The sequence below is a fragment of the Arsenicicoccus cauae genome, assembly GCF_009707125.1.
GTDB classification, from domain to species: domain Bacteria; phylum Actinomycetota; class Actinomycetes; order Actinomycetales; family Dermatophilaceae; genus Arsenicicoccus; species Arsenicicoccus cauae.
Genome location: NZ_WLVL01000023.1, coordinates 167,123 through 192,698 on the forward strand (window position 1 = coordinate 167,123; position 25,576 = coordinate 192,698).

Sequence of the window (25,576 nt, forward strand, 5' to 3'; positions counted from 1 at the left end):
GACGTCGTACGGGCTCATCCCGGGGGAGGGGTGAGTCTAGGGTGGCCGCATGAGTGCCATGCCATCCCTCGTCGCCCTGCTCGAAGGCCCTAGTGACGTCGCCGCCGTGCGAGCGATCATGCGCCGCAACGAGATCGGTGGGGACCACGTCGAGCTGCGCAACCTGCAGGGCGTCACCAACATCGGGCGGGTGCTCCCCGAGATCCGGCAGCTCCAGCCGGACGCCGACGTGGTCGGGATGTGCGACGCGGCCGAGGTGAGGTTCGTCGAGCGGGCGCTCGTCGCCGACGGCTGCCCGGTGAGCGACGCGAGCGACCTGCCGGCATACGGCTTCTTCGTGTGCGAGGCGGACCTGGAGGACGAGCTCATCCGGGCGCTGGGGACCGAGCGGGCCGTCGCGGCGATCGAGGGCGCCGGCCTGGGCGGCAAGCTGCAGGCGCTGCAGATGCAGGCCGCCTGGGCGGACCGCCCGCTGGCGGAGCAGCTGCACCGGTTCTGCGGGGTGGCGTCCGGGCGCAAGGAGCAGGTCGCCGCCATCCTCGCCGCCGAGCTGGCCCGCGACGAGCTGCCCGAACCGCTCTCGATGCTGGCGGACAGGATCGCCTGGAGCGCCTGACCTCAGTCGGCGCGACGGCCGTAGTCGCCGATCCGTCCCCGCGCGACCAGCTCGAGCATGGCCACGACGGCGAGCGCCTGCACGAGCAGCAGCGCCGCCAGGACGACGAGCTGGACGGCGGCGGCCTCGAGCGGCGTCGCCCCACCGAGCAGCGTCCCGACGAACGCCCCGGGCAGCGTCACGAGACCCACGGTGCGGGTCTGGTCCATGCCGGGGACGAGCGCGAGGGCAGCGTCCTCCCGGGCGACGAGCAGGGCCGCGTCGCGGTCGACGAGGCCGATCGACTGACCGGCCTCGAACTCCCCGTGCCGGGTCGCCAGCGCGTCGAGGGTGCGCTTGCCGGCCAGCGTGGTCGCCGTCATGGCGTTGCCGATCAGGATGCCGAGGATCGGGACCAGCGCCACGGGCCGCAGGGGGATCACGCCGGAGACGGCGAGCGCGAGCCCGACCGGGACCGCGCCCAGGCACACCGGCAGCGCCGCCCACCAGGTCCCGCGGCCGGGCAGCACCCGTCGTCCGGCGGTCACGGACGCCACGCCCAGCATCAGCGCGACGAAGCCCAGGGTGAGCCACCAGCTCCCGAGCACCGCGGCGATGAGCAGGCCCACGACGGCGAGCTGGACCGTCGCCCGGCCCGCAGCGGTGAGGGTCGCACCCGAGTGACCCAGGCCGCCCCACCGGTGGACGGCCGCGGCCGCGAGCGCGAGGAGCGAGACGACGAGGACGAGGCGGACGACGTCGGCGGTGCTGCCGACCGAGACGAGCGAGGAGCCGGAGCCCGTGGCGGGACCCATGCCTGACTCAGCTGCCGTATGGCGGGTGCCACCCGCCGGCCTGGCCGCCGTCCTGCCCCGGCTGCGCCACCGGGCGCACCGGGGGCACCGGGGGCACCGGGTGCACCGGGCCCGGGTCGAGGGGCACGACGGGTGGTGGCGGGATCTGCGGGGTGCTGCGGCGCTGCAGGTCCACGCGTCGCGCCTGCCAGGCGACCAGGGCGTAGGCGATGGCCATGATCACGACGGAGGTCATGACGGCGAGCGGCGAGCCCTTGGTGTCCCCGTCGATGAAGCCCTCGTCGAAGCCGCCGAGCGCGAGCGACAGCGCCATCACCAGCATGTTGTTGACGACGTGCAGGGCGATGGCCGCCTCCAGGCCGCCGGTCCGCCAGGTCAGCAGGCACGCCGTGACGGCGAACACCGCCAGGTCGGCGAAGGTCCAGGGGTCCGAGCTGCCGTGCGCCGCACCGAAGGCCAGGCAGGAGACCACCGTCGGCACCGCGAGCGCGACCCAGCGGTGGGAGAACCACGACCCGAGGCTCTGCAGCACCCATCCGCGAAAGAGCAGCTCCTCGCCCGCGCACTGCAGCGGCGTGGTGAGCAGCATGATGGCGAGCAGGGCGACCCAGTCCGCGGAGCGGCCGCCGTCCGGCAGGCCGTCGACCAGGGTCCCGACGGCGAGGTAGGCGAGCCAGAGCGGGGTGAGGACCGCCAGGCAGCGGGCGAACCAGCCCCACCGGAAGCGCCCGGTCACGGACTGCACCCACCGGGGGTCGACGGTGTGCCCGACCCAGATGGCAAAGAGCGAGACCGGGATCAGCGCCGCGAGCATGAGGTTGGTGGACAGGAAGGCCGACGGCGACATCCGGCCGGACGCCGCCGAGTCCATCCACTCCTCGAGGTCGCCACCGGACCCGACCACCACGGCGGCCGCGATCCCGGAGACGGCGATGACCACCATGAGCAGGGACGCGACCACGATGACGACTGACAGCAACGGCCGCCACCAGCGGTGCCTCGGCCCGCGCAGGAGCTGGTGGTACTCCGTGGCGCGCGGGGGCAGGTCCGGGATCCGCGGCCGTGGCGGAGCCGTGGCGTAGGGGTAGGTCATACGGCTCATTGTGACCGACCGACCCGGGTGAGACGCGCAGTGGGCCTGTCCGACCCACCACCTAGACTGGCCCGCATGCTCTCGATCGATGACCTGCGCGGTCGCGTGCTCGACGCACGCGCGCTACGCGACGCGTTGCCCCGGGCCGAGCTCGACGTGGAGGCCGCCCTCGACGTCGTCCGGCCGATCTGCGACGACGTGCGTCATCGTGGGGCGCAGGCCCTGCTGGAGCTGGGGGAGCGTTTCGACGGGGTCCGTCCCCCGCGCCTGCGGGTCCGGGCCGAGGTGCTCGCGGCGTCCGTCGAGCGGCTCGACCCCGACGTGCGGGCCGCCCTCGAGGTCTCCATCGAGCGGGCTCGCCGGGTCCACCGCGCCCAGCGTCGCGAGGACGTCACCACCCAGGTCGTGCCGGGCGGGACGGTCACCGAGCGGTGGGTGCCGGTCGAGCGCGTGGGGCTCTACGTCCCCGGCGGTCTGGCCGTCTATCCCTCCAGCGTGGTGATGAACGTCGTGCCCGCCCAGGAGGCCGGCGTCGGCTCCCTCGCGGTGACCAGCCCGCCCCAGCGCGAGAGCTCCGGCGTGTTCGCCGGCTACCCGCACCCCACCATCCTCGCCGCGTGCGCCCTCCTCGGGGTGGACGAGGTGTATGCCGTGGGCGGGGCCCAGGCCGTCGCGATGTTCGCCTATGGCGTGGCCGCCGACGACGCGACCGGCACCCCCGCGATCGAGCCCGCCGACCTGGTCACCGGCCCGGGCAATGTCTACGTCGCCTCGGCCAAGCGGCTGCTGCAGGGCGTCATCGGCATCGACGCCGAGGCCGGGCCGACCGAGATCGCGGTGCTCGCCGACGACTCGGCCGACCCCGAGCACGTCGCGGCGGACCTGATCAGCCAGGCCGAGCACGACCCGCTCGCGGGGTCCGTGCTCGTCACCGACTCCGAGGAGCTGGCCCGGGCCGTCGTCGCGGCCGTGGAGCGGCGCGTCCCCGAGACCAAGCACGCCGAGCGGGTCCGCACCGCGCTGACCGGCACCCAGTCCGGCATCGTCCTGGTCGACGACCTGGACGAGGGGGTGCGCGTGGTCGATGCCTACGCCGCCGAGCACCTCGAGGTCCAGACGCGCGACGCCGCCGCGGTCGCCGCCCGCATCCGCAACGCCGGCGCGATCTTCGTCGGGCCCTATGCCCCGGTGAGCCTCGGCGACTACGCCGCGGGGTCCAACCACGTGCTCCCCACGGGCGGGTCCGCGGCCTACGCCAGCGGCCTGTCGGTCCAGTCCTTCCTGCGCGGGATCCACGTCGTCGACTACTCCGAGGCCGCGCTGCGCGACGTCGCCCGGCACGTCGTCACGCTCGCCCAGTCCGAGGACCTGCCCGGCCACGGCCAGGCGATCACGGCGCGCTTCGGCAACGAGGTCCCGGCGCCGGCGGGGGCGCGCGCATGAGCGACAGCGCTTCTCGCGCGGCCGTCCAGATCGAGGGGCTGCTGCGCCCGGACCTGCGCGGTCGCACGGCCTACGGCGCGCCGCAGCTCGACGTCCCGGTCCAGCTCAACACCAACGAGTCCTCCTACCCCGTGCCGCAGGTCGTCGTGGACGCGGTGGCCGAGGCGGTCACCAAGGTCGTCCCCGACCTCAACCGCTATCCCGACCGCGAGTTCACCGCGCTGCGCGAGGCGCTCGCCGGCTACCTGACCTGCACGTCCCGGGTCGCGGTCGAGGCGGCGCAGGTGTGGGCCGGCAACGGCTCCAACGAGGTGCTGCTGCACCTGGTGCAGGCCTTCGGCTGCCCCGACCGCCGCGCCCTCGGCTTCACCCCGGCCTACTCCATGCATCCGATCATCACCGAGACGACCGGCACGGCCTTCGTGCACGGTCGCCGCGGCGAGGGCTTCGACGACGTGGCGCACCGGTTCGACCTGTCCACGGCGTCCGCGGTCGCGCAGGTCCGCGAGGTCGACCCGCACCTGGTCTTTCTCTGCTCGCCCAACAACCCGACCGGCACCGCCCTCGACCTCGACACGGTCGTGGCCGTCCACGACGCGGCCCCCCGCGCCGTCGTGATCGTCGACGAGGCGTATGCCGAGTTCGCCCGCCCCGGCACCCCGTCGGCCCTGACGCTGCTGGCCGGCCGTCCGCGACTCGTGGTCACCCGCACCATGAGCAAGGCCTTCGCGCTCGCCGGGGGACGTCTCGGCTACCTGGTCGCCGACCCGGCGCTGGTCGACGCGCTGCGCCTGGTCCGCATGCCCTACCACCTGTCGTCCGTCACGCAGGCCGTCGCACGGGCCGCCCTCGGGCACGCCGACCTCATGCTCGGCACCGTCGAGGCCATCAAGCAGCAGCGCGACCGCATGGTCATCGAGCTGTCCGCGATGGGCTTCACCCCCGTGGCCAGCGACGCCAACTTCGTCTTCTTCGGCAACGTCGCGGACGCCCACGGCACCTGGCAGTCCCTGCTCGACCGGGGTGTCCTCGTCCGCGACGTCGGCATCCCGCACTACCTTCGGGTGACGGCGGGCACACCGGCCGAGACCGATGCCTTCCTCGACGCCCTGCGCGAGCTCGCCCCGACCCACCGACTGGAGTCCTGATGACCGACCTGCAGGCACCGAGCACGACCCACCGCACCGCCACCGTCACGCGCGCGACGTCCGAGTCGCGCATCGAGCTCACCCTCGACCTCGACGGCACCGGCCGCGGCGACGTGTCGACCGGCGTCCGCTTCTACGACCACATGCTCGAGTCGCTCGCCAAGCACTCGCTGATGGACCTCACCGTCCGCGCCGAGGGCGACGTCGACGTCGACGCCCACCACACCGTCGAGGACGTCGCCATCTGCCTCGGCCAGGCGCTGCGCGAGGCGCTCGGCGACAAGCGCGGCATCTCCCGCTTCGGCGACGCCATGGTCCCGCTCGACGAGGCGCTCGCCCAGGCCGTCGTCGACGTCGCGGGCCGCGCCTACGTCGTGCACGAGGGCGAGCCCGCCGGCCAGGAGTACGTCATCATCGGCGGGCAGTACGTCGGCTCGCTCACGCGCCACGTCTTCGAGTCCATCGCGCACAACGCCCAGGTCGCCGTGCACGTGCGCGTCCTGTCCGGCCGCGATCCCCACCACGTGGTCGAGGCGCAGATCAAGGCCTTCGCCCGCGCGCTGCGCTTCGCCTGCCAGGCCGACCCTCGGGTCCAGGGCATCCCCAGCGCCAAGGGAGCCCTCTGACGGTCATGGAGCACGGGGTGCTCCTGGTCAGGGGCCGACGCGATCGCGTGATCCGGTGGGTGCGACGCGGCACCCTGCCGGTGCACGTCCTTGCGGGCACCCCCTGGACCGCCCTCGCCGCAGCCGGCCCCAGCCGAGCCATGGCCCCCTACCGCGACGGCGTCGCCATGCTCGCAGCACACCCCGTCCGGCACGACCTGCGCCCCGCCGTGGGGCTCTTCGTCGACGACGGCCGAGCGGTGGTCACGTGCTGGCCGAGCCGCTGGCGCGGGGGAGCGCGCTGGGTCTTGTGGACCCCGGGCGAGGGGCCCGGCCCCGTGCCCGGCTTCCCCCTGGCGCGCCCGACCGACCTCGCCCGGGCCGCGGGATTCTCCCGGGACCAGGGCGCGCCGGGCGCCATCCATGACGTGCTCGCCGACCCGGGGGGCACGGCCGAGGAGGTGCTGATCGACCTGGCGGTCCTGCTGGGGCTGCCAGGCGCCGAGCTGGTTCGCGGCGTGTCCGCCGCCGACCTGCCAGGCGCCGAGCTGGTGACGCCCAAGGACGAGTCCGTCCGACGGTTCGACAAGGTGGTGTCCGACGAGCAGCGTCTGGACGCCGAGGTGGAGGAGGGTCTGTGACCGCACCCGAGGTGGTCGTGCTCGACTACGGCAGCGGCAACGTCCGCTCGGCCGTGCGCGCTCTGGAGCGCGTGGGCGCGCACGTGACGCTGACCGCCGACGAGCGCAGCGTGCTGGACGCCGACGGGCTGTTCGTCCCCGGGGTGGGCAACTTCCACGCCTGCCTGCGGGGGCTGCGGGCGGTCGATGGTCACCGGCTCATCGACGTCCGTCTCTCCGGGTCCCGGCCCGTGCTCGGCATCTGCGTGGGCATGCAGGCGATGTTCGAGGGGTCCAGCGAGCCGTCCGTGCAGGGCGCCGTCCCCGGCCTGGACCAGTGGCCCGGCACCGTGGACCGCCTGCCGGCCGAGGTCGTGCCGCACATGGGCTGGTCCCGGGTCGAGGCGCCCGAGGGCACCGTCTTGTTCGACGGGGTCCAGGACGAGCGGTTCTACTTCGTCCACTCCTACGGCGTGCAGGACTGGACCCTCGACCCGCACGGGCCGTTCGAGGTCGTCGCCCCCCGCGTGACCTGGGCCGAGCACGGCACGCGCTTCGTGGCTGCCGTCGAGAACGGCCCCCTGTGCGCGACCCAGTTCCACCCGGAGAAGTCCGGCGACGCCGGGAAGCAGCTGCTCGCCAACTGGGTCGCCACCCTCCGCTGACCGCGCCGGGGATCGCTGCGCGGCCGGCGCGTCCGAGGGGCAGGATGGCTCCATGACCCATGACGTGGCCGCCCTCCGCGCGCGCATCCCCGCCCTCGAGGAGGGCACGGCCTACTTCGACGGGCCCGGCGGCACGCAGACGCCGCGCGAGATCGGCGACGCGATCGCCGAGGCGCTGTGCGCGCCGCTGTCCAACCGCGGCACCGGCGCCGCGTCGCAGCGCAACGCCGAGCGGCACGTGGAGCAGTTCCGCACCGCGGGCGCCGACCTGCTCGGCAGCGACCCGCGCGGCGTCGTGCACGGGCGCAGCGCGACGGCCCTGACCTACGACCTGGCCCGCGCGCTCGCGGCGACCTGGCAGCCGGGCGACGAGGTCGTCGTGACGAGCCTCGACCATGACAGCAACGTCCGGCCCTGGGTCCAGGCCGCCGAGCGCGTCGGCGCCGTCATACGGTGGTGGGAGCTCGACCCGGCCACGGGAGAGCTGCCCCTCGCCGCGCTCCGCGAGGTCGTGGGGGAGCGGACCCGCCTGGTCGCCATGACCGGCGCGTCCAACCTGCTCGGCACGATCCCCGACGTGGTCGGGGCCGCCGAGATCACCCACGACGCCGGCGCCCTCCTGCACGTCGACGCCGTCCACCTCGCGGCGCACCGCTTGGTCGACCGCGAGGCCCTCGGCGCCGACTCGCTGGTGTGCTCTGCCTACAAGTTCCTCGGGCCGCACTGCGGCGTCCTCGCCGCCGACCCGGCGCTGCTGGACGAGCTGCACCCCGACAAGCTCCTCCCGTCGACCGACGAGGTCCCCGAGCGCTTCGAGCTGGGCACCCTCCCCTATGAGCTGCTGGCCGGGGTCACGGCCACGGTCGACCTGATCGCGGGGCTGGCACCCGGCGACGCCCCCACCCGACGGGCCCGGCTCCGCGCCTCGTGGGAGGCGGTCCACGAGCACGAGCACCGCCTCCACCGCCTCCTCGAGGACAGCCTGGTCGAGCTGCCTCGCGTGCGTGTCCTGTCCCGCGCGCCGGAGCGCACACCCACGTCCTACCTCGTCGTCGACGGCGTGCCCGGCGACGAGGTCAGCCGCGGCCTCCTCGAGCAGGGCGTCCTCGCCCCGGCCGGGCACTTCTACGCCTACGAGGCCTGGCGGCGGCTGGGCCTCGAGCCCGACGTCGGCGTGCGGGTGGGCCTGGCGCCATACACCTCGGACGAGGACGTCCACCGGCTCGTCAAGGCGCTGGGCGCCCTGGCGCGCTGACCGTCGCGACGCGTGCCCGTCACCTGCTCGTCGCCCCGTCGTCGACCGGGCGCGACGCGCAGGTCGCGGACGGCGGCTGGGATGGGGGAGCAGACCCACCCGGACCCGACCGCGCCACAGGAGTCACCATGCGCCGCCTCGCCACCACCGTCCTCGCCCTCGCTCTCGCCGCAGCCGCGGCCCTCCCTGCCACCGCGGCCACCGCGGGTCCCGACAGCGCGGGACCCGACCACCGCGGCAAGGGGAGGGGCCCGTCCCACGATCGCCCGCTGCCCCACGCCTCGGCCGCGCAGCTCACCGGCTGGTCGGTGCTCCCCACCGAGACCTATGTCCCCGGCAGCGAGCCGAGCGGTCGCTGGGTCACGGGCAACGCCGCCGTCCCGGCACCCTTCAAGGGCCAGCCGGTCCAGGGCTTCTCCGCGACTCACCGGTCCACGGACGGGTCCTACCTCGTGATGAGCGACAACGGCTTCGGCACCAAGGCCAACTCCGCCGACGCGCTGCTCGCGGTGCACCGCATCAAGCCCGACACCCGGACGGGGCGCACCCGCTACCTCGGCACCCCGATGCAGCTGTCCGACCCCGGCCGCCTCGTCCCGTGGCCCATCTGGCGCGACGGCGCCTGCCTCGCAGCCACGTCCCTGCCCCAGGGCTACACGTGCCCGACGCCCGACCGCCGCCTCACCGGCTGGGACTTCGACCCGGAGTCGATGCAGATCGCCCCCGACGGCACCTTCTGGTTCGGCGACGAGTTCGGCCCCTATCTCCTGCACACCGACGCGCGCGGCCGGCTGCTCCAGGCGCCCATCCCCACGCCAGGCGTGAAGTCCCCGTCCAACCCCACGCTGAAGCCGGGCGAGGCGCCGCAGGTCCCCGACTCCAAGGGCTACGAGGGCATGGCGATCAGCCCCGACGGACTCACCCTCTACCCGCTGCTCGAGGGGGCGACGGCCGAGGACAAGGCCGCCGGGCACCCCGAGGACCTGCGCATCCACACCGTCCGCCTCGGCGGCCGGGCCGGCGCCCGCTACACCGGAGAGGTCGTGCGCTACCGCATGGAGGACAAGGCCCACGCCATCGGCGACTTCGCGATGATCAACGACCACCAGGGCATGGTCATCGAGCGCGACGGCGGGGCCGGACCGACCGCGCAGGTCAAGCGAGTCTACCTCGTCGACCTGCGGGACCGCGACAACGACGGCTACGTCGAGAAGCACCTGCTGGTCGACCTCATGGACCTCGCCAACCCTCGACAGCTGGGCGGTGCCGGCGACCCGTTCACCTTCCCGTTCGTCACGATCGAGGACGTCGAGATCCTCGACGCACGCACGATCGCCGTGATGAACGACAACAACTTCCCGGGCACCGGCGGCCGCTCGGCGACCCAGCCGGACCGCAACGAGTACCTCGAGATCCGCCTCGGTGGTCGCCTCGACGTCGACAAGCGGCTGCTGCCCACCCGGTGACCGCCCGCGGCGCCACGCCGGTCGCGCGCGATAGCGTCGGTCCCGTGACTGACGCACCCCGCCTCGAGCTCCTGCCCGCCGTCGACGTCGTGGACGGCCGGGCCGTCCAGCTGGTCCAGGGAGTGGCCGGCTCCGGGGGCGAGTTCGGCGATCCCTGGGAGGCCGCCAAGGCGTGGCAGGACCAGGGCGCCGAGTGGCTCCACCTCGTCGACCTGGACGCCGCCTTCGGGCGCGGGTCCAACCACGAGCTGCTGGCGGACATCGTCGGGCGGCTGGACGTCAAGGTCGAGCTCAGCGGCGGCATCCGCGACCAGGCGAGCCTCGAGCGGGCGCTCGCGACCGGCTGCCGCCGGGTCAACATCGGCACGGCCGCGCTCGAGGACCCCGAGTGGACGCGGCGCGCGATCGCCGAGGTCGGTGACCGGGTCGCGATCGGGCTCGACGTCCGCGGCACGACCCTGGCGGCCCGCGGCTGGACCAAGGACGGCGGCGACCTGTGGGAGACGCTGGCGCGCCTGGACGCCGAGGGCTGCGCCCGCTACGTCGTCACGGACGTCAACAAGGACGGCATGATGGCGGGCGCCAACGTCGACCTGCTGCGTCAGGTCTGCGCCGCGACCGACCGCCCCGTCGTCGCCTCCGGGGGCGTCTCCACCCTCGACGACATCGTGGCCATCCGGGGTCTCGTGGCCGAGGGGGTCGAGGGCGCGATCGTCGGGTCCGCGCTCTACAAGGGCGCGTTCACGCTCCCCGAGGCCCTCGACGCGGCCGGCCGGCCGAGCTGACGGCGATGAGCGACCGAGAGCGCGACCCACGGATCGAGCGCCGTATGGCGGGCCACGGCGCCTCCCACGGCCACGACACGGGTGGGGTGCCGTGGCACGACCGCGAGCTGACCGACAACCCGTTCAGCGACGACCGGGGCGAGGTCGACCCGCGGCTCGCCGCGGCGCTGGACCGCGACGTGGACGACGAGTCCCTCATGAGCTCGGTGTCGGCGGCCCGGTTCTTCGTGCCCGTCGTCGCGGCGCCGGGCGAGGGGGCGGCCGTGGGCACCGACTCCGTGGCGGACATGGCCACCGTCGTCCTGACCAGCCCCGATGGTGAGCGAGCCCTGCCGGCGTTCACCGGTCTCGCGACCCTGGCCGCATGGGACCCCTCGGCCCGACCCGTCCCCGTGACCGCCCAGACCCTCGGCCAGGCTGCCGTCCAGGAGCGCTGCGACCTGCTCGTGCTCGACCTGGGGTCGGACCAGCACCGGGTCCTGCGGCCGTCCATGGTCTACGCCCTCGCCCAAGGGCGGGCCTGGGTGCCGGCCGACCGCGACGTGGTGGTGCAGGAGTCGATCGACCGCGGTCGTCGGGTGGTGCTCGCCGAGGAGCGGCTGGCGGGTCTCGTCCAGGACGTCCGGGTCGGAGGGCTCACCCCCTCCGGCGAGCTGCGGGTCGACGTGGTCGTGCCGCGGGGGCTGGACCGCGAGACCCTGCACCTGGTGCTCGCCGAGGTGGGTCGCCAGCTGTCCGAGGACGCCGAGCTGCGGACGCGCATCGACGGTTTGACGTTCTCGGTCGTGGCGGGTCCCGGATCCGCCCAGGTTCCCCGTTAGGGTGAACCCCAGGTGTGGATGTCGCCACCCCATCACGCGGCGTAATCGCGATCGTGACGTCACGAGCCGGGCCGCTGCACGCGAAGGAGCATTGATGACGCAGCACGACGCCGCACGGCCGGCCAATCCCATCAAGGCGCGCCTGCTTGCCGGCTCCGAGCTGCTGAGGACCATCCGTGAGGACCGCCAGACCAACCTCGGGTGGCTCGAGCCCGGCTTCCACGCCCTGGCCGCCTATCGCCTCGGTCGGTGGGCCCTCGACTCCGACCACGAGCCGACCTGGAGGCGTCGCGGCGCCGAGCTGGCCTACACCGTCGGCCATCGCGTCTCGGTCAACGTCTACGGCATCGACATCCCGCGCACCGCCAGCATCGGTCGGCGCGTCGTCGTCCAGGAAGCCGCCATCGGCATCCACCCGGGATCGGTCATCGGCGACGACTGCGTGCTGCGCAAGGGCTGCACGATCGGGGGGACGACCGGCGGCGAGACCTTCGGCGACCAGGCTCCTGTCGTGGGCGACGGCGTCAGCATCGGCGTCAACGCGGTCGTGGCCGGCAAGATCACCGTGGGCGACCATGCCGCCATCGGGCCCAACGTCGCCGTCCTGCGCGACGTCCCGCCGGCCGCCACGGTGATCGCGCCCAAGCCGCGCGTCATCCAGGGGCTGTCGAGCAACGTCGAGCGCGTCGGGGCGTCCGGGGCCTGACCCGTCATGCCGTGGTGCGACGCACCACGCCGCCGACCGCCGTCGTCAGGGCGCGCAGCGCACCCAGCTCGGTGGCCGGCACCCGCCAGGGGTCTCCGCTCCAGGCCACGAGATCGGCGGGCGCTCCCGGGCGCAGCGTCCCCGTGGGTGCCGCCAGACCGGCCGCCCGGGCCGGGGCGACGGTGAACCCGTGCACCGCCTGGTCGATCGTGAGTGTCTCGTGCGGCTCGAATCCCCCTGCGGGTGGCCCGTCTCGGGCTCCTGACGGGTCACCGCTGCCTGGATCCCCGCCATCGGGTCGGGCTCCTCGACCGGCGCGTCGGACCCGAGCGCCACCAGGGCCCCGGCCCGCAGCAGGCTCGCCCAGGCATAGGACCGCAGGTCCCGGCCCGCCAGCAGCCGCTCCACGAGCCGGATGTCGCTGGTGCAGTCGGCTGCATGCTCGCGACCACGTCGAGGGCCGCGAGCCGTGCCACGTCGCCCGGTCGCAGGTGCTGGGTGTGCTCGACCCGGTGGCGCACGGCCGGCGGCCCCGCGAGGCGCCGGGCCTCGGCATACGCCGTCAGCACCCGATGGTTGGCCTCGTCGCCGATGGCGTGCGTGGCGACGCCGAGGCCGGCGCGCGTCGCCCGGACGACGACGTCCACGAGGTCGGGCACGCTCATGACCTCCATCCCGTGCCCGCCGCCCGGGAACGGCTCGCCCATGTGGCACGTGTGCGACCCGAGGGCACCGTCGCTGAACGCCTTGACCGGCCCCGTGGACAGCCAGGCGTCCCCGTCGCCGGTGCGGCGGCCCTCGTCGATCGCCTGGGCCAGGGCGGTCAGCGGGACGGACTTGTGGACCCGGATCGCGAGCTCGCCTGCGGCTCGCAGGGTCTCGTATGCCGCCCTGGCGTCCTCGCCGTCGAAGCAGTGGACCCCGGTGAGGCCCACGGCGAGCAGGCGCTGCTGGGCCACCCGCAGCTGGTCGGTGAGGTCGCCGGAGTGGAGCGTCATGAGGTGCTCGCCGGCCAGGGTGGCGGACTCGCGCAGGATCCCCGTCGCCCGGCCCACGGCATCGCGCTCGATGGTGCCGCCGGGCGGGTCGGGGGTGTGGTCGTCGATCGAGAGCTGCTGCAGGGCAAGGGAGCTGACCCAGTGGGTGTGGCCGTCGATGGACGGCAGGATGGCCGGTCGGTCGGGGCAGACCCGGTCGAGGACGTCGCGGTCCGGCAGTCCCTCGGGCCAGTCGTTGGCGTCCCAGCGTCCACCGAAGAGCCACCGCCCGGGCTCGAGCCCCGCCACGAACCGCGCGATCTCGGCGAGCGCCTCCCGCTGGGTGGTGCAGCCCCGCAGGTCGACCGTGGTCAGGTCGCGCGCGTAGCCCGCCGTGTGGATGTGGGCGTCCACCAGGCCCGGGGTCACCGTCGCGCCACCCAGCCCGATCGTGCTGGTGATGCCGGTGGTGTGGGCGCGCAGCTCGGCCACGTCTCCTGCGGCCAGGACGTGCTCGTCCTCGGTCAGCAGCGCGGTCGCCGTGGGCCGGTCGGGGTCGAGCGTCCGGAAGGTCGCGTCGATCCACAGGGTCCGCGTCATGACGCGAACGCCGCCGCCCCGACGGCCCAGGTCTGGTCGAGGGGAGACCCCGGCGGGAACCGGTCGTCAATCTCGAGGATCGCCATGCCGTGGCACCACGCCCACAGGGCCTGGGCGCGCACGGGGTCGCCGCTGACGAGCCAGAACGGCGATCCGGCCCACTGCTCGAGGCCGTCCGGCAGGGCGTCGCGGGCGAGCGGCTCCACGGTGGCGAGGCGGTAGAGGTGGGGCGCGCTCCGCGCCAGGTCGCGGTAGGCCCGCGCGACCGAGGCGACCGTGGGGTCCTGCGCCACCGCCGCGTGCAGCCGGGTCCCGGACTCGACCAACGCGTCGGTGAGCAGGGCGACGCGGATGTCGTCCAGGCCGCCGACGTGCTTGTAGAGCGAGGGGGCCTTGATCCCCAGCCGGTCGGCCACGGCGCGGGCCGTGACCGCCGACCACCCCCCGTGGTCGAGCAGCGCTCGGGCCGCCGCGACGATCTGCGTCTGGCGGGCCGTGCGGCTCGGCACGGGGGGAGCCGGGGGGGCCGGGGGAGCGGGGGGAGGCGTGGTCACGAGGTCGACGCTAGCCGCCGGCCACGGCGGACCCCCGGACCGCCTCGACGCGGCGCGCGAGGGCGTCGTTGAGGTCGGCGAACTCCTGGTCCATGCCGGCCAGCAGGCCCGACGCGAACGGCACGATGACGCCGGTGAACTCCTCCCGCTGCACGAGCCGCGTGACCCCCGGGCGCACCTCCTCCAGCACGAAGCCGTGCTCGCCGTCCGCGACCAGCGGCAGGTAGGTGCGCCCGACCCAGCGCAGCTCGCGACCGGGCTCGACGGCCAGGATCTCGGGCGTGAAGGTCATCGTGCCGTCGCCGAAGCGCACGGTGTTGGTGACGTGGCCGCCGACCTCGAAGCGGCCGTCGCTGCGGATGATCGAGGGGTTCCACTCGGGGTAGCGGTCGTTGGCGGCGAGGACCTGCCACACCTCGGCGGGCGTGGCGTGGATCTCGCTGACGGCCTCGATGACGTGCGGCCGGTGGCGGGACCAGAGGTAGGACGCCCCGGCGACCAGCACGGCGGCGAGCGCGACGGACCCGGCAACGGTGACGATCGGTCGGACGGACATGGGCTGCTCCTCTCCAGGGGCTAACGGCATTAGCCATTATTTGAGGCTAACTATGTTAGCTCCACGGTGTCAACCCCCGGGCCCACCGCCCTGCCACACTGGCGCCATGACCACCGACGTGCTCGGTCGACGCTTCGCGGGCGAGGACTGGTACGCCCGCGAGCTAGTGGGCCGGCGCTACGTCGACTGCGAGATGGTCGACGTCGACCTGACCGAGGCGACCATCACGGACTGCGCGTTCGAGGGGACCCGCTTCCGCAACGTCCGGCTCAACGCGGCGCGCCTCGAGCGCACCCGGCTCACCGGCTGCACCTTCGAGCGGACCTCGTTCTTCGATGCGACCCTGGTCGGCTGCAAGCTGACCGGCTCCGAGCTCGTGGCCTGCATGCTGCTGCCGCTCACGGTCGAGGGCGGCGACTGGTCCTACGTCTCGCTGCGGCAGGCCGACCTGCGCCGGGTCGAGCTGACCGGGCTCAACCTTGAGGAGGCCGACCTCACCGAGGCGGACCTGACCGGCGCCTCGCTCCAGTCATGCCGTATGGCGCGCGCCGTGCTCCGGGGCGCCCTCCTGCGAGGCGCCTCCCTCGTCGGCAGCGACCTGGCGGGGGTGCGGCTCGACGAGGTCGACCTGCGCGGCGTGACGATCGACCTGGCGCAGGCGGCCCTGGTCGCGCAGTCCCTCGGTGCCACGGTCGTGTGAGGTGGCGTCGGGTCTGAGGTCCGCACCGAGGGCGGCTAGCGCAGCCGCCGGGCGGGGTCGGGCGCCTCGCGCGCTCGGGGTGCCTCGGGTCCGTCGCGACGACCGTCCTCAGGCCTCGACCGGCCGCCCGCTGACCTCCGAGCCCGGGTCCTGGGCCACCCAGTCGCGCACCTCGGGCATGTCCTGCAGGTGCTCGCGGATGTACTCCTCGTGCCGGTCCAGCTGCGCCTCGCACCAGGCCTTGAGCTCGGCGGAGCCGCGCGGGTGCCGCTGGGAGTTGTTGAGCGCGTCCATCACGAGGTGGTATCGCGACGCCTGGTTGCGCACGACCATGTCGAACGGCGTGGTGGTCGTGCCCTGCTCGATGAACCCGCGCACGTGGAACCTGTCGGCGTCGTTGCGGCCGTGCACGAGCTGGTGGATGGCCCCCGGGTAGCCGTGGAAGCTGAAGACCACGTCCTGCCAGGTGGTGAACAGCTCCTCGAAGAACATGTCCGACATCCCGTTGGGGTGGTCCTTGCGCCGCGCCAGCGTCATGAGGTTGACGACGTTGACGACGCGCACCGACAGCTCGGGCAGCCGCTCGCGCAGGATCTGCGCGGCGGCGACCGTCTCCATGGTGACGACGTCGCCGGCGCAGGCGAGCACGACGTCCGGCTCCTCGCGCGAGTCGAGCTCGTTGCCCGCCCAGTCCCAGATCGAGGCGCCGCGCTCGCAGTGCTCCCGGGCCTCGTCGAGGGTGAGGTACTGCAGCTGCGGCTGCTTGTCCTGCACGATCAGGTTGACGTGCGACCGCGAGCGGAAGCAGTGGTCCGAGACGGCCAGGAGGGTGTTGGCGTCGGCGGGCAGATAGATCCGGGCGACGTCCCCGCGCATCTGCAGGACGTTCTGGATCAGGCCGGGTCCCTGGTGGCTGAAGCCGTTGTGGTCGTTGCGCCACGCGGTCGAGCTCAGCAGGATGTTGAGGCTGGGGATGTCGGCCCGCCAGTCCAGGTGGTGCGCCTCCTCGAGCCACTTGCAGTGCTGGATCGTCTGCGAGGCGCTGACCATCGCGAACGCCTCATAGGTCGCGAAGAGCCCGTGCCGCCCGGTGAGCGTGTAGCCCTCCAGCCACCCGTGGCAGTTGTGCTCGGACAGCACCTCCATCACGCGCCCGTCGGCCGAGAGCTTCACGTCGTCCTCTGTGACCCGCTCCATCGTCATCCGGTCCGAGACGTCGAAGACGGCGCCGATCCGGTTGCTGTTGGTCTCGTCGGGGCAGAACAGCCGGAACGTGCGGGGGTTGCGCTCGTAGAGCGCCTTCATGAGCTCGCCGAGGACCCGCGTCGACTCGTGCCGCACGACCGCGGGCGCCGGCACGTCGATCTCGAAGTCGCGCACGTCGGGCAGGTCCAGGTCCTGCGTGAGCAGGCCGCCGTTGGCGTGGGGGCTCGCGCTCATCCGCAGCGGCCCCGCGGGGTTGTTGCGCGTCACCAGCTCCGTGGGCGCCCCAGCCTCGTCGAAGAGCTCCTCGGGGCGATAGCTGCGCAGCCACTCCTCGAGCAGCCGCAGGTGGTCCGGGTCGTCCTTGACTCCGGACAGCGGCACCTGGTGGGCCCGCCAGGTGCCCTCGATCAGCGTGCCGTCGACCTCGTGCGGACCGGTCCAGCCCTTGGGGGAGCGCAGGACGATCATGGGCCAGCGCGGCCTGGTCGTCGGGGCCTCTCCCGCGCGCGCCCGGTCCTGGATGTCCCTGATCAGGCCGTATGCCGTCGCCAACGTCTCGGCGAACCGCTGGTGCATGCCGGGGAGGTCGTCGCCCTCGACCTCCAGGACCTCGTAGCCGTGCCCACGGAAGAGCTGCCTGACCTCCTCCGGGTCCTTGCGGGCGAGCACCGTCGGGCCGGCGATCTTGGCGCCGTTGAGGTGCAGGACCGGCAGCACGGCGCCGTCCCGGGCGGGATTGAGGAAGGAGATGCCCTTCCAGGAGCCCTCGAGCGGACCGGTCTCGGCCTCGCCGTCACCGACGACCGTCAGCGCCACCAGGTCCGGGTTGTCCATGACCGCGCCGAACGCGTGGATGAGGGCGTAGCCGAGCTCTCCACCCTCGTGGATCGAGCCCGGCGTCGTCACGGAGGCGTGCGAGGGGATGCCGCCGGGAGCGGAGAACTGCCGGAAGAACCGCCGCAGCCCGTCGACGTCCTGCGTGATCTCCGGGAAGGTCTCGGTGTACTCGCCCTCGAGGTAGGCGGCGCCCACGAGCGCGGGACCACCGTGGCCGGGGCCGGCGAGGTAGATCAGCTGCTGGCCGGTGTGCCGCACGAGCCGGGACGCGTGGGCGTAGACGAACGCGAGCCCGGGGGAGGTGCCCCAGTGACCGAGGAGCCGCGGCTTGATGTGCTCGGGGGAGAGCGGCTCCCGCAGCAGGGGATTGGCCTGGAGGTAGATCTGGCCCACCGTGAGGTAGTTGTCGGCGCGCCACCAGGCGTCCAGGGCGGCGAGCTCAGCCTCGTCCGGGTGGGCGAGCCGGTCGCGGACCTCCTCCGTCAGCGGGGCGGCGGGGGTGAGCTCGGGGCATACCCCCGGGCTCGGCTGGGTCGGGTGGGTCGTCATCGTCTCTCGTCCTCCTCGTAGCGTCGCTCCGTCCACCCTCTGCCCGGCCACCAGCGGCAGGCAAGGCGGGACGGCTCCCGTCACGCGATGTTCACATGGGCGGGTTCTCGCTCCCGGCGACCCTCGCCCGCCCGCGATTAGGGTCGGTGCGGCCCACCTGGTAGCCTTGATCCCTGACCGGTGGCACCCTCGTGGATGCCACGTGCAAGAGAAGCCCCGCTTCCACCCAGGCAGCCGACCGATCGACGCCAGTCGAGCAGCAGGCAGCCGGGTCCCAGGTCCTGTCGCAGGTGCGGCAGTCGTCGAGGTGTCCTCGTCGACCGTCGGTGCGTCTCCCACCAGGGTGACGTCCTGCCCAGGTGTCTGTGCGGAAACCCAAGGCTCCTCGTGCTGGTCGCGAGGGGCCTTTCGGCATCTCCGGCCGCGGTCCCGGTACGGACGACTTAAGGAGCATCACATCAGCGAGCCTCGTATCAATGAGCGCATCCGGGTCCCCGAGGTGCGCTTGGTTGGACCCAACGGCGAGCAGGTCGGCATCGTCCGCGTGGAGGATGCCCTGCGCCTGGCAGCCGAGGCGGACCTCGACCTCGTCGAGGTGGCACCCATGGCCAAGCCTCCGGTCGCCAAGCTCATGGACTTCGGCAAGTTCAAGTACGAAGCGGCGCAGAAGGCCCGTGAAGCCCGCAAGAACCAGGTCAACACGGTCATCAAGGAGATCAAGCTCCGTCCCAAGATCGACCCGCACGACTACGGCACCAAGAAGGGCCACGTCGTCCGGTTCCTCAACGGCGGTGACAAGGTCAAGGTGACCATCATGTTCCGCGGTCGCGAGCAGTCCAAGCCCGAGCTGGGCTTCCGGCTGCTGCAGCGCCTCGCGGAGGACGTGTCCGAGCTCGGCTTCGTCGAGTCCGCACCCAAGCAGGACGGCCGCAACATGGTCATGGTGCTGGGCCCGACCAAGAAGAAGGCGGACGCCAAGGCGGAGCAGCGCAAGCGCCGCGAGGACGCCTCCCGCCACGACGACGAGCCGCACGAGGCCGAGGCTCAGGCGCCCGTGGCCGAGGTCGCAGAGGCTGCCCGTCCTGAGTGAGGCGCCTCGCCTCCACCCATCTTTTTTCCCCGCCCGCACAACGAGTTAGAGGAGATCGGCCACCATGCCGAAGAACAAGACGCACTCCGGTGCCAAGAAGCGGTTCCGCCTGACCGGCTCCGGCAAGGTCATGCGCGAGCGTGCGCACCACGTGCACAAGTTCGAGGAGCGCGCCAAGCGTCAGACGCGCCGCCTGGTGCCTGACGTCGTCGTCGCCAAGGCCGACGAGAAGAAGATCAAGCGTCTCCTGGGCAAGTGAGCCCCTTTCCCCTGTTCAGTCTTAGCTAAGGAGTACTCACGTGGCACGCGTGAAGCGGGCAGTCAACGCCCAGAAGAAGCGCCGGGTCGTCCTCGAGCGCGCGAGCGGTTACCGCGGTCAGCGGTCCCGTCTCTACCGCAAGGCCAAGGAGCAGGTGACCCACTCCCTCGGGTACGCCTACCGCGACCGCCGCGCCCGCAAGGGTGACTTCCGTCGTCTGTGGATCCAGCGCATCAACGCCGCGGCCCGCGCCAACGGTATGACCTACAACCGCTTCGTCCAGGGCCTCAAGGCCGCTGGCGTCGAGGTCGACCGTCGCATGCTGGCCGAGCTGGCCGTCAACGACGCCGCTGCGTTCACCGCGCTCGTCGAGATCGCCAAGGCCAACGTCCCGGCCCAGGCCGCGACCGACGCCGCCTGATCCGCCCGGATCCTGCGACAGCACCCGCTCGTATGCCGTCCTCCGGGCCTGACGAGCTCCGCTCCCGTGGGGGCGACCACCACCGTGGTCGCCCCCACGGGCATGTCGTGCTGAGCAACGTGCGGTCCGAGCGGGTCAGAGCCGTGCGGGCGCTCACCCGCCGGTCGGTGCGCGAGCGGGAGCAGGCCTTCCTCGCCGAGGGCCCGCAGGCCGTGCGGGAGGCCGTGGCCCACCGCCCGGACGTCGTCCGCGAGGTCTACGCGACGGCCACCGCCCGCGAGCGGCACGAGCAGATCCTCCAGGACGCCGGTGACGCCGGCCTGCCCGTCCACGAGGTCACCGACGAGGTGCTCGCGGCGATGGGCGACACCCGGGCCCCGCAGGGGATGGTGGCCGTCTGCCGCCGGCTCGACGTCTCGCTCGACTCGGTCCTGGCCGAAGGGCCGCGCCTGCTGTGCGTCCTCACCCACGTGCGCGACCCCGGCAACGCAGGCACCGTCCTGCGCGGCGCGGACGCGGTGGGGGCCGACGCCGTCGTCGTGAGCGAGGCCAGCGTCGACGTCTACAACCCCAAGGTGGTCCGGTCCACGGTGGGCTCGTTGTTCCACCTGCCCGTCGTGACGGGGGTGGACGTGGCGGAGGCCCTCGAGGCGGTGCGGGGGAGCGGCATACGGCTGATCGCCGCCGACGGGCACGGGGACCATTTGCTGACCGATGCCGCGGTCGAGGCGAGGCTCGCCCGGCCGCACGCCTGGGTGATGGGCAACGAGGCCTGGGGGATGCCCCCGCAGACGCGCGCCCTGTGCGACGACGTGGTGCGGGTCCCCATCCACGGGCACGCCGAGTCGCTCAACCTCGCCATGGCTGCAACGGTTTGCCTCTACTCCTCGGCGCGGATGCTCCACCCAAGCACAGCCCACTAGGCCGTTCGGGTGGAGAGCTGTCACGCGCTGACTATGGTTCTCCCATGACCACGGAGATCGCGCGACGGGATGACTCGCGCCCCGCGGAGCCCCGGATCGGTGACTGCCGGTGCGGCTGCGACCTCGACGCGCTGCCCGACGGAGTCGTCGTGGTCGACGCCGACGGCCGGGTGCTGTCCCTCAACACCCGGGCCGCGAGCCTCCTCGGCGCCTCGGCCGGCACGCTGGCCGGCGTGGATGCCCGCCAGGCCGTGCCGCTGCAGGACCTCGAGGGGCGCAGCTGGTGGACCTGCGCCGACCCCTTCGGCGGACTGGTGACGCGGACCCGCATCTCGGAGTCACTGCTCGTGCTCCCCGGCGGGCACGAGGTCTTCCTGACGGCCTCGCTGGTGCGCTTCGTGCCCCGGGGCCCGGTGCAGCAGGTGATCATCACGCTGCGCGACGCCAAGGCCCGGCGTCGGGCCGAGCAGAAGTCCTCCGCGCTCATCTCCACCGTGGCGCACGAGCTGCGGTCCCCGCTGACGAGCGTCAAGGGGTTCACCTCCACGCTGCTGCGCCGCTGGGACCGCTTCTCCGACGACCAGAAGCGCCTCATGCTCGAGACGATCGAGGCCGACACCGACCGCATCACCCGCCTCGTGGCCGAGCTGCTGGACGTCTCCCGCATCGACAGCGGCCGGCTCGAGCTGAGGCGCCAGCCGGTGGACCTCCCGCGCCTGCTCGACCGTCACGTCGACGGGCTGATCGCGGCCGGCCACCCGCACGAGAGGTTCGAGGTCCGGGTCCACGGGACCCTCCCGGAGGTCTGGGCAGACCCCGACCGCGTCGAGCAGGTGATGGCCAACCTCGTGGAGAACGCCCTTCGCCACGGCGCCGGCACGGTCACCGTCGACCTCGCCCCCGGCGAGGAGCGTCCCGAGCTGGTCGTCACGGTGTCGGACGAGGGCGACGGCATCCCGGAGGAGAACTACCCCATGGTGTTCACGAGGTTCTGGCACACGACCCGCCGCGGCGGCACCGGCCTCGGGCTCTACGTGGTGCGCGGCCTGGTCGAGGCGCACGGCGGGGACATCACCGTGGGCCGGGCGCCCTCCGGTGGCGCGCGGTTCCGATTCACCCTGCCCGCCGGGGCACCCGACCACGTGGCCTGAGCCGTCGGGGCGAGCCTCGGCAGCGGCCCACTAGGATGGCCGCCGCAGCCACCGACCCGATCCGAGTGAGAGCGATGTCAGGACCCAACACGCAGTACGACCCGGTGGAGGTCAGCGCCCTCGACCCCGCCGCCGTTGACGCCAACGTCGCCGACGCACTGGCCGCCATCGAGGCCGCGACGGACCTCGATGCGCTCAAGGCCGTGCGGCTCGCGCACGCGGGGGACCGGTCGCCGCTGGCCCTCGCCAACCGCGAGATCGGGGCGCTGCCGCCGTCGGCCAAGGCCGAGGCGGGCAGGCGGGTCGGTGAGGCCCGCGGCCGGGTAGGGGCGGCCCTGCGGGCGCGCCAGGAGGCGCTGGAGGCCGAGCGGGACGAGCGCATGCTCGTGGACGAGCGCCTCGACATGACCGTCGTGGCACCCCGTCGCCCGCTCGGTGCCCGCCACCCGATCTCGACCACCATCGAGCGGGTCGAGGACATCTTCACCGGGCTCGGTTGGGAGGTCGCCGAGGGCCCCGAGGTCGAGGCCGAGTGGTTCAACTTCGACGCCCTCAACTTCGGCCCCGACCACCCGGCCCGGGCCATGCAGGACACCTTCTTCGTCGAGCCCGGCGACGCCGGCCTGGTGCTGCGGACCCACACCTCGCCCGTCCAGATGCGAGCGATGCTGACCCGCGACCTGCCGTTGTTCATCGTGTGCCCCGGCAAGGTCTTTCGCACCGACGACCTCGACGCCACCCACACCCCCGTCTTCCACCAGGTCGAGGGGCTCGCGGTCGCGGAGGGTCTGACCATGGCGCACCTCAAGGGCACGCTCGACCGGTTCGCCGCCGAGCTCTTCGGCCCGCACGTGACCACGCGGCTGCGGCCCGCCTTCTTCCCGTTCACCGAGCCGAGCGCCGAGATGGACTTCCAGTGCCCCATCTGCCTCGGCAAGGACCCGGCCTGCCGGGTGTGCGGCGGGACCGGCTGGATCGAGTGGGGTGGCTGCGGCATGGTCAACCGCAACGTCCTGTCGGCGGCGGGCGTCGACCCCGAGCGCTTCACCGGGTTCGCCTTCGGCATGGGCATCGAGCGCGCCATCATGCTGCGCCACGGGGTGCCCGACATGTTCGACATCGTCGAGGGCGACGTCCGTTTCAGCACGCAGTTCGGGATGGAGATCTGATGCGCGCACCCGTGTCCTGGTTGCGAGAGCTGGTCGGGGAGGATGTCCTGCCCGTCACGGCGACGGGCGTGGAGGTGGCCGCCGCCCTGGTCAAGGTCGGCCTCGAGGAGGAGGGCCTGCACGGCGGCGACGTCACCGGACCGCTCGTCGTCGGGCGCGTCCTGGACTTCACCGACGAGCCGCAGCGCAACGGCAAGGTCATCCGCTGGTGCACGGTCGACGTGGGCCGGCACGGCCAGATGGTCACCGAGGGCAAGCACCAGGAGATCATCTGCGGCGCACACAACTTCGCCGTCGGCGACCTGGTCGTCGTGGCGCTTCCCGGCGCCACCCTGCCCGGCGGCTTCCGGATCAGCGCCCGCAAGACCTACGGCCACGTCTCCAACGGCATGATGTGTGCCGTCGACGAGCTCGGGCTCGGCGAGGACCACAGCGGCGTCATCGTGCTGGGCGACTACCTGGCCGACGACCCTGAGCGCCTGGCGCGGGCCGTCCCCGGCGCCGACGCCGTCGAGCTGCTCGGCCTGGGCGACGAGGTCGTGGAGGTCAACATCACCCCGGACCGCGGCTACGCCTTCAGCATGCGGGGGATCGCCCGCGACCTCGCCCTGTCCCTCGGCGCCCCCTTCACGGACCCCGCTGCCGAGCCGGCCCGTACCGCGCCGGCCGGCGACGGCTCGGGCTACCCGGTGCGCCTCGCGGACGACGCGCCCCTCGACGGGCGCCCCGGCTGCGACCGGTATGTCGCCCGCGTGGTCCGGGGCGTCGACGTCCAGGCCACGACGCCGCCGTGGATGGCGACCCGCCTCACCCAGCTCGGGATGCGCCCGATCTCGCTCACGGTCGACGTGACCAACTACGTCATGCTGCTGCTCGGCCAGCCGCTGCACGCCTTCGACCTCGACCGCCTCTCCGGCTCCATCGAGGTCCGGCGGGCGCGGCCGGGGGAGCGGCTCACCACGCTCGACGGGGTCGAGCGCGCGCTCGACCCGCAGGACCTGCTCATCACCGACGGCGGCGAGACCCCGCTCGTCATCGCCGGCGTCATGGGCGGCGAGGACTGCGAGGTCACCGGCACCACGACCGACGTCCTGGTCGAGGCCGCCCACTTCGACCCGGTGAGCGTCGCCCGGTCGGCGCGCCGCCACAAGCTGCCGAGCGAGGCGGCCAAGCGCTTCGAGCGGGGCGTGGACCCCGAGCTCACCGCCGCTGCGGCCGAGCTCGTCGTCCAGCTGCTCGAGGAGCTCGGCGGCGGCACCCCTGATCCCGGCGTCACCGACGTGGGCTCGGTGGCCCTGCCTGAGCCCTTCAGCTTCGACGTGACCCTGCCCACCCGACTCGTGGGGCTCACCTTCGAGCGCCCGGAGGTCCTGGAGGTGCTGCGCGAGATCGGCTGCACCATCGAGGATCTCGACGGTGACCAGGTGCAGGTGACCCCGCCGAGCTGGCGTCCCGACCTGCGCAACGGGCCCGACCTCGTGGAGGAGGTCGCCCGGGTGCGGGGCTACGCCCAGATCCCCTCCGAGCTGCCCCAGGCACCCGGGGGCCGTGGCCTGACGCCGGCGCAGCGGTCTCGACGACTCCTCACGGCCACCCTGGCTCAGCAGGGTCTCGTCGAGGTGCTGAGCAGCCCCTTCGTGGCCGCGGACCGGTTCGATGCCTTCGGCTACGGCCCCGACGACGAGCGGCGCCGCACGGTGCGGCTCGCCAACCCCATCAACGACGAGCAGCCGCTGCTGCGCACGACCCTGCTCGACACCCTGCTGGACGTGCTGCGGCGCAACGTGTCGCGCGGCTCCAAGGACCTCGCGATCTACGAGCTGGGTCTGGTGACCCGCACCGACGGCCGCGACCGCAAGGCGCCCATCCCGCCGCTCGGGCGGCGGCCCGACGACGAGACGCTGCGGCGCATCGACGAGGCGGTGCCCGCCCAGCCGTGGCACGCCGCGCTGGTCCTCACCGGCGACAGCGCCCCGGCCGGTCCCTGGGGCCCGGCCCGACCCGTGACGGCGACCGACGCGGTCGCGGTGGTCGTCGAGGCGGCCCGGGCTCTCGGCGTGAGCCTCGAGGTCGTCCAGGACGAGCAGGCTCCCTGGCACCCGGGCCGGTGCGCCCGGCTCGTCCTGCCCGACGGCCCGACCCTCGGGCACGCCGGCGAGCTGCACCCCCGGGTCCTCGCGGCGCTCGAGCTGCCGGCCCGCACCTGCGCTGCGGAGATCGACGTGGACCTGCTCGCCACGGCCGCCGGCGAGGCCGTGGCAGAGGCGCGCAAGCTGTCCACCTACCCGGTTGCGCACAGCGACGTCGCCCTCGTCGTCGACGAGCAGGTGCCCGCCGCGGTGCTCGAGCGGGCGCTGCGCGACGGCGCCGGTGCGGAGCTGGAGCACCTCGCGCTCTTCGACGTCTTCCGCAGCGACCAGCTCGGGCCCGGCAAGAAGTCGCTGGCCTACCGCCTCACGGTCCGGGCCGCCGACCGCACCCTCACCACCGAGGAGGTCAGCGCCGTGCGCGACCGCGCGATCTCGGCGGCGGCGCAGGCCACCGGCGCGACCCAGCGGGGTGCCTGA

General features: G+C 73.3%; 25 protein-coding genes and 1 pseudogene. 19 read left to right on the top strand and 7 right to left on the bottom strand.

Annotated features, from left to right (window positions below):
* Positions 1–49 precede the first annotated feature (49 nt).
* Positions 50–616: a hypothetical protein gene (locus GGG17_RS07085; protein ID WP_154593042.1), complete on the top strand. Its 567-nt coding sequence runs from the start codon at positions 50–52 to the stop codon at positions 614–616.
* Between the two features lie 2 nt (positions 617–618).
* On the opposite strand, the gene GGG17_RS07090 is transcribed toward GGG17_RS07085, so the two are convergent.
* Positions 619–1,410, bottom strand: coding sequence for an ABC transporter permease (locus GGG17_RS07090; RefSeq protein WP_154593043.1), 792 nt, complete (start codon positions 1,408–1,410; stop codon positions 619–621).
* Between the two features lie 7 nt (positions 1,411–1,417).
* Positions 1,418–2,503, bottom strand: a complete 1,086-nt coding sequence (locus GGG17_RS07095) for a CPBP family intramembrane glutamic endopeptidase (RefSeq protein ID WP_195849151.1) — start codon at positions 2,501–2,503, stop codon at positions 1,418–1,420.
* A 75-nt stretch (positions 2,504–2,578) separates the two neighbouring features.
* On the opposite strand from GGG17_RS07095, the gene hisD reads away from it, so the two are divergent.
* From hisD to GGG17_RS07145, 10 genes are all read left to right on the top strand, one after another.
* Positions 2,579–3,946 (top strand): histidinol dehydrogenase, encoded by a 1,368-nt coding sequence (gene hisD, locus GGG17_RS07100; protein WP_154593045.1) that lies wholly within the window; start codon positions 2,579–2,581, stop codon positions 3,944–3,946.
* Positions 3,943–5,094, top strand: a complete 1,152-nt coding sequence (locus tag GGG17_RS07105; protein ID WP_154593046.1) for a histidinol-phosphate transaminase — start codon at positions 3,943–3,945, stop codon at positions 5,092–5,094. The genes hisD and GGG17_RS07105 overlap by 4 nt, the downstream gene beginning before the upstream one ends.
* Complete coding sequence (hisB, locus tag GGG17_RS07110) at positions 5,094–5,720, top strand: imidazoleglycerol-phosphate dehydratase HisB (RefSeq protein ID WP_154593047.1); 627 nt, start codon at positions 5,094–5,096, stop codon at positions 5,718–5,720. The genes GGG17_RS07105 and hisB overlap by 1 nt, the downstream gene beginning before the upstream one ends.
* Positions 5,721–5,779: 59 nt before the next feature.
* Positions 5,780–6,340, top strand: a complete 561-nt coding sequence (locus GGG17_RS07115; RefSeq protein WP_154593048.1) for a hypothetical protein — start codon at positions 5,780–5,782, stop codon at positions 6,338–6,340.
* Entirely contained in the window at positions 6,337–6,984 is a 648-nt protein-coding gene (gene hisH / locus GGG17_RS07120) for an imidazole glycerol phosphate synthase subunit HisH (protein WP_311966493.1), read from the top strand. Before GGG17_RS07115 ends, hisH begins: the two co-directional genes overlap by 4 nt.
* 52 nt (positions 6,985–7,036) lie before the next feature.
* A complete protein-coding gene (locus tag GGG17_RS07125; RefSeq protein WP_154593049.1) occupies positions 7,037–8,239 on the top strand; it encodes a cysteine desulfurase-like protein in 1,203 nt (400 codons plus the stop codon).
* A 128-nt stretch (positions 8,240–8,367) separates the two neighbouring features.
* Positions 8,368–9,705 carry an esterase-like activity of phytase family protein gene (locus tag GGG17_RS07130; RefSeq protein WP_154593050.1) on the top strand — a complete coding sequence of 446 codons (1,338 nt, stop codon included), beginning with the start codon at positions 8,368–8,370 and terminating at the stop codon, positions 9,703–9,705.
* Between the two features lie 44 nt (positions 9,706–9,749).
* Complete coding sequence (gene priA, locus GGG17_RS07135; protein ID WP_239264876.1) at positions 9,750–10,490, top strand: bifunctional 1-(5-phosphoribosyl)-5-((5-phosphoribosylamino)methylideneamino)imidazole-4-carboxamide isomerase/phosphoribosylanthranilate isomerase PriA; 741 nt, start codon at positions 9,750–9,752, stop codon at positions 10,488–10,490.
* A 5-nt stretch (positions 10,491–10,495) separates the two neighbouring features.
* Complete coding sequence (locus tag GGG17_RS07140) at positions 10,496–11,311, top strand: SseB family protein (protein WP_154593051.1); 816 nt, start codon at positions 10,496–10,498, stop codon at positions 11,309–11,311.
* 94 nt (positions 11,312–11,405) lie between these two features.
* The gene (locus tag GGG17_RS07145; RefSeq protein ID WP_154593052.1) at positions 11,406–12,017 is read left to right on the top strand and encodes a serine O-acetyltransferase; all 612 of its coding nucleotides are present in this window, start codon (positions 11,406–11,408) and stop codon (positions 12,015–12,017) included.
* A 4-nt stretch (positions 12,018–12,021) separates the two neighbouring features.
* Here the strand turns inward: GGG17_RS07145 and GGG17_RS17335 are convergent, their stop codons facing one another.
* The 4 genes and pseudogenes from GGG17_RS17335 to GGG17_RS07165 form a co-directional block, all read right to left on the bottom strand.
* Positions 12,022–12,213, bottom strand: a complete 192-nt coding sequence (locus tag GGG17_RS17335) for an amidohydrolase family protein (protein ID WP_353889932.1) — start codon at positions 12,211–12,213, stop codon at positions 12,022–12,024.
* Between the two features lie 92 nt (positions 12,214–12,305).
* Positions 12,306–13,594 (bottom strand): annotated as a pseudogene (locus GGG17_RS07155) (amidohydrolase); the annotation flags it as partial.
* Positions 13,591–14,103 carry a TetR/AcrR family transcriptional regulator gene (locus GGG17_RS17135; RefSeq protein ID WP_288797694.1) on the bottom strand — a complete coding sequence of 171 codons (513 nt, stop codon included), beginning with the start codon at positions 14,101–14,103 and terminating at the stop codon, positions 13,591–13,593. The pseudogene GGG17_RS07155 and the gene GGG17_RS17135, both read right to left, overlap by 4 nt.
* A gap of 55 nt (positions 14,104–14,158) precedes the next feature.
* Entirely contained in the window at positions 14,159–14,704 is a 546-nt protein-coding gene (locus GGG17_RS07165) for an SRPBCC domain-containing protein (RefSeq protein ID WP_195849153.1), read from the bottom strand.
* Positions 14,705–14,810: 106 nt separating this feature from the next.
* Here GGG17_RS07165 and GGG17_RS07170 point away from each other — a divergent pair, with 106 nt between their 5' ends.
* A complete protein-coding gene (locus GGG17_RS07170; protein ID WP_154593055.1) occupies positions 14,811–15,404 on the top strand; it encodes a pentapeptide repeat-containing protein in 594 nt (197 codons plus the stop codon).
* 108 nt (positions 15,405–15,512) lie between these two features.
* Here the strand turns inward: GGG17_RS07170 and GGG17_RS07175 are convergent, their stop codons facing one another.
* The gene (locus GGG17_RS07175) at positions 15,513–17,996 is read right to left on the bottom strand and encodes a phosphoketolase family protein (protein ID WP_154593056.1); all 2,484 of its coding nucleotides are present in this window, start codon (positions 17,994–17,996) and stop codon (positions 15,513–15,515) included.
* 457 nt (positions 17,997–18,453) lie between these two features.
* Here GGG17_RS07175 and infC point away from each other — a divergent pair, with 457 nt between their 5' ends.
* From infC to pheT, 7 genes are all read left to right on the top strand, one after another.
* Positions 18,454–19,086 carry a translation initiation factor IF-3 gene (infC, locus tag GGG17_RS07180; protein ID WP_289032440.1) on the top strand — a complete coding sequence of 211 codons (633 nt, stop codon included), beginning with the start codon at positions 18,454–18,456 and terminating at the stop codon, positions 19,084–19,086.
* A gap of 64 nt (positions 19,087–19,150) precedes the next feature.
* Complete coding sequence (rpmI, locus tag GGG17_RS07185) at positions 19,151–19,345, top strand: 50S ribosomal protein L35 (RefSeq protein ID WP_019287233.1); 195 nt, start codon at positions 19,151–19,153, stop codon at positions 19,343–19,345.
* A 40-nt stretch (positions 19,346–19,385) separates the two neighbouring features.
* The gene (gene rplT, locus GGG17_RS07190; protein ID WP_311966494.1) at positions 19,386–19,766 is read left to right on the top strand and encodes a 50S ribosomal protein L20; all 381 of its coding nucleotides are present in this window, start codon (positions 19,386–19,388) and stop codon (positions 19,764–19,766) included.
* A gap of 107 nt (positions 19,767–19,873) precedes the next feature.
* Entirely contained in the window at positions 19,874–20,689 is an 816-nt protein-coding gene (locus GGG17_RS07195) for a TrmH family RNA methyltransferase (RefSeq protein WP_311966495.1), read from the top strand.
* 44 nt (positions 20,690–20,733) lie between these two features.
* A complete protein-coding gene (locus GGG17_RS07200; protein WP_154593058.1) occupies positions 20,734–21,840 on the top strand; it encodes a sensor histidine kinase in 1,107 nt (368 codons plus the stop codon).
* A 74-nt stretch (positions 21,841–21,914) separates the two neighbouring features.
* Positions 21,915–23,009, top strand: a complete 1,095-nt coding sequence (gene pheS / locus GGG17_RS07205) for a phenylalanine--tRNA ligase subunit alpha (RefSeq protein WP_154593059.1) — start codon at positions 21,915–21,917, stop codon at positions 23,007–23,009.
* Positions 23,009–25,576: a phenylalanine--tRNA ligase subunit beta gene (gene pheT / locus GGG17_RS07210; RefSeq protein ID WP_154593060.1), complete on the top strand. Its 2,568-nt coding sequence runs from the start codon at positions 23,009–23,011 to the stop codon at positions 25,574–25,576. Before pheS ends, pheT begins: the two co-directional genes overlap by 1 nt.

Coding starts and splice junctions, on each gene's coding strand:
- GGG17_RS07085 (WP_154593042.1), top strand. CDS start 50: ATGAGTGCCATGCCATCCCTCGTCGCCCTGCTCGAAGGCCCTAGTGAC.
- GGG17_RS07090 (WP_154593043.1), bottom strand. CDS start 1,410: ATGGGTCCCGCCACGGGCTCCGGCTCCTCGCTCGTCTCGGTCGGCAGC.
- GGG17_RS07095 (WP_195849151.1), bottom strand. CDS start 2,503: ATGACCTACCCCTACGCCACGGCTCCGCCACGGCCGCGGATCCCGGAC.
- hisD (WP_154593045.1), top strand. CDS start 2,579: ATGCTCTCGATCGATGACCTGCGCGGTCGCGTGCTCGACGCACGCGCG.
- GGG17_RS07105 (WP_154593046.1), top strand. CDS start 3,943: ATGAGCGACAGCGCTTCTCGCGCGGCCGTCCAGATCGAGGGGCTGCTG.
- hisB (WP_154593047.1), top strand. CDS start 5,094: ATGACCGACCTGCAGGCACCGAGCACGACCCACCGCACCGCCACCGTC.
- GGG17_RS07125 (WP_154593049.1), top strand. CDS start 7,037: ATGACCCATGACGTGGCCGCCCTCCGCGCGCGCATCCCCGCCCTCGAG.
- GGG17_RS07130 (WP_154593050.1), top strand. CDS start 8,368: ATGCGCCGCCTCGCCACCACCGTCCTCGCCCTCGCTCTCGCCGCAGCC.
- GGG17_RS07140 (WP_154593051.1), top strand. CDS start 10,496: ATGAGCGACCGAGAGCGCGACCCACGGATCGAGCGCCGTATGGCGGGC.
- GGG17_RS07145 (WP_154593052.1), top strand. CDS start 11,406: ATGACGCAGCACGACGCCGCACGGCCGGCCAATCCCATCAAGGCGCGC.
- GGG17_RS07165 (WP_195849153.1), bottom strand. CDS start 14,704: ATGTCCGTCCGACCGATCGTCACCGTTGCCGGGTCCGTCGCGCTCGCC.
- GGG17_RS07170 (WP_154593055.1), top strand. CDS start 14,811: ATGACCACCGACGTGCTCGGTCGACGCTTCGCGGGCGAGGACTGGTAC.
- GGG17_RS07175 (WP_154593056.1), bottom strand. CDS start 17,996: ATGACGACCCACCCGACCCAGCCGAGCCCGGGGGTATGCCCCGAGCTC.
- rpmI (WP_019287233.1), top strand. CDS start 19,151: ATGCCGAAGAACAAGACGCACTCCGGTGCCAAGAAGCGGTTCCGCCTG.
- GGG17_RS07200 (WP_154593058.1), top strand. CDS start 20,734: ATGACCACGGAGATCGCGCGACGGGATGACTCGCGCCCCGCGGAGCCC.
- pheS (WP_154593059.1), top strand. CDS start 21,915: ATGTCAGGACCCAACACGCAGTACGACCCGGTGGAGGTCAGCGCCCTC.
- pheT (WP_154593060.1), top strand. CDS start 23,009: ATGCGCGCACCCGTGTCCTGGTTGCGAGAGCTGGTCGGGGAGGATGTC.